The organism is Streptomyces globisporus (genome assembly GCF_003501885.1).
Taxonomy (GTDB): Bacteria; Actinomycetota; Actinomycetes; order Streptomycetales; family Streptomycetaceae; genus Streptomyces; species Streptomyces globisporus_D.
Genome location: NZ_QWFA01000356.1, coordinates 1 through 2,458 on the forward strand (window position 1 = coordinate 1; position 2,458 = coordinate 2,458).

A 2,458-nucleotide genomic window follows, 5' to 3' on the forward strand; every position below is an offset into this window, starting at 1 on the left:
CCGCTGCGCCGGTGAGCAGGACGGTACGGGGAGCGGGCATACGGGGGTCTCCTCGGGGCGGGCGTACGCCAGGTGCGTTGTGCGCAACACTGGCTGACATTCACATGCATGGACAAGTTAGGGAGGGGCGGTGAGATGCGTCAAGAGGCTGCTCGGGCGCGGCGTCCACCTTGACCTGCCGTCGAAGGCTGGCTTAGCGTTACGGTGTTCAGAAATATGGACGCCGATCAGACTTGTGCACGCCTGAATCTGCTCAGGGAGCGCCCGTGACCTCAGCCCCCCTTGCCGCCCGGCTCCGTGAAGTCGCCGGGCCGCTCTTCTTCCCCGTGACCGCGTTCGGGCCGGACGGCACCGTCGATCTCGACGTCTTCCGCGCCCATGTGCGGGCCGGGATCGACGCCGGAGCCGCCGCGGTCTTCGCCTGCTGCGGCACGGGCGAGTTCCACGCGCTGACCCTCGAGGAGTTCCGCCTCGCGGTCGCCGCCGCCGTCGAGGAGACGGCCGGGCGGATCCCGGTCGTCGCCGGGGCCGGTTACGGCACGGCCCTCGCCGTCCAGTACGCGCGGGCCGCCGAGGCGGCCGGAGCCGACGGGCTCCTCGCCATGCCGCCCTACCTCGTCGTCGCCGACCAGGAAGGGCTGCTCAACCACTACACGGCCCTCGCGGCGGCCACCGGTCTGGAGACGATCGTCTACCAGCGGGACAACGCCGTCTTCACCCCGGAGACCGTCGTCGCCCTCGCCCGCACGCCCGGCGTCATCGGGCTCAAGGACGGTCTCGGCGACCTCGATCTCATGCAGCGCATCGTCAGCGCGGTCCGCACCCATCGGCCCGACGACGATTTCCTCTACTTCAACGGCCTGCCCACCGCCGAGCTCACCGGCCTCGCCTACCGGGGGATCGGCGTCACGCTGTACTCCTCCGCCGTCTTCGCGTTCGCCCCGGACATCGCGCTCGCCTTCCACCGAGCCCTGGACTCCGGCGACGACGCCCTGGTCAACGCGCTGCTCGACCACTTCTACCGGCCGCTCGTCGAACTGCGCGCCAAGGGGCGCGGATACGCCGTCTCCCTGGTCAAGGCCGGTGTCCGGCTGCAGGGGCTGGACGTCGGCGAGGTCCGCACCCCGCTCACCGAGCCGTCCGCCGCGCACGTCAAGGACCTCATCGAGATCATCGCGAGCGGCCGCACCCTGCTGGAGGAGCACGCCGCCGAGGGGCGCGGCGCAGAGGAGCGCGGCGCCGAAGAGCACATCGCTGAGCGGCACGCCACTCCGGGAGGCCGGGCGTGAAGGCGGGCGCCTTCCTCTACCCCTGGGACGTCGTCGGGGACCCGGACGCCGCCGGCCGGATCACGGACCTCGGCGTCCGGCAGGTCACCCTGGCCTCCGCCTACCACTCCACCCGGGCCCTGACTCCCCGCCACCCCGCCCACCGCGTCGTGACCGCCGAGCACGCCGCCGTCCTCTACCCGCCGGACCCGGACCGCTGGGCGGGCCGGGCCCTCGCCCCGTACCGCCAGAGCTGGACACCCGGCGACGATCCGTACGGGGAGGCGGCCGAGGCGCTGGCCGCCGCGGGCCTGGAGGTGCACAGCTGGGTGGTCCTCGCGCACAGCTCCCGGCTCGGCGCGGAGCACCCGGACACCTCGGTGGTCAACGCCTACGGCGACCGCTACCCCTGGGCCCCCTGCATCGCCCGCCCCGAGGTGCGCGCCTACCTCGTGGACCTGGCGGCGGAGGCCGCCGCCCGGCCCGGCACGCGCGGCACCGAACTGGAGTCCTGCGGCTGGTACGGCTTCGCCCATCTCCACGCCCACGACAAGGTCGCGGGCGTCTGCCTCGGCGACGCGGCGCAGTACCTGATGTCGCTGTGTTTCTGCGCGGTGTGCCGCGAGGGGTACGGGGACGTGGGCGCCGACCCGGAGGCGTTGTCCGCCGCCGTACGCCGGGCCCTGGAGCCGGCCTGGTCCGGCGGCGCGTCCCCGGAGTCCGGCCGTGGCGGCATCGCGGAGCTGCTCGGGCCGACGTACGCGGATGCCACCCTGCGATGGCGCGGCCGGGTGGCCCGCGCGTTCCAGGAAGCGGCCGTCGCAGCCGTACGGGCGGCGGCCCCGCCCGGCTTCCAGGTGCTGCTGCACGCCGACCCCGTGTCGTACCGCACGGGGGCCAACGTCGGCGTCGAACCGGACCACATCCTCGCCCTGGCCGACGGGGTGGTGCTGCCCTGCACCGGGTCCGACGCCCAACGGGAAGCCGTCCTCGGGCCGTTCGCCCGGCGCGGCGGCGTGCGCGCCGCCAACTTCGGGGTCGTCACCGGGATGGGCGGCAGCCCCCGCACCCTGGAGCGCGACGCGGCCCACGCCGCCGCGCTCGGCGCGGACCAACTGCGCCTGTACCACGCGGGACTCGCCTCCGGCCCGGACCTGGAGGCGGTCGCGGCGGCGCTTTCGCGGCTGGGG

General features: G+C 74.2%; 2 protein-coding genes. Both read left to right on the forward strand.

Features of this window, described 5'->3' with window-relative positions; genetic code table 11:
* Positions 1-266 precede the first annotated feature (266 nt).
* Positions 267-1,289: a 5-dehydro-4-deoxyglucarate dehydratase gene (locus D3105_RS33410; RefSeq protein WP_118906555.1), complete on the forward strand. Its 1,023-nt coding sequence runs from the start codon at positions 267-269 to the stop codon at positions 1,287-1,289.
* Positions 1,286-2,458 (forward strand): hypothetical protein (locus D3105_RS33415; protein WP_118906556.1); only part of this gene is annotated, 1,173 nt, incomplete at its 3' end. The genes D3105_RS33410 and D3105_RS33415, both read left to right, overlap by 4 nt.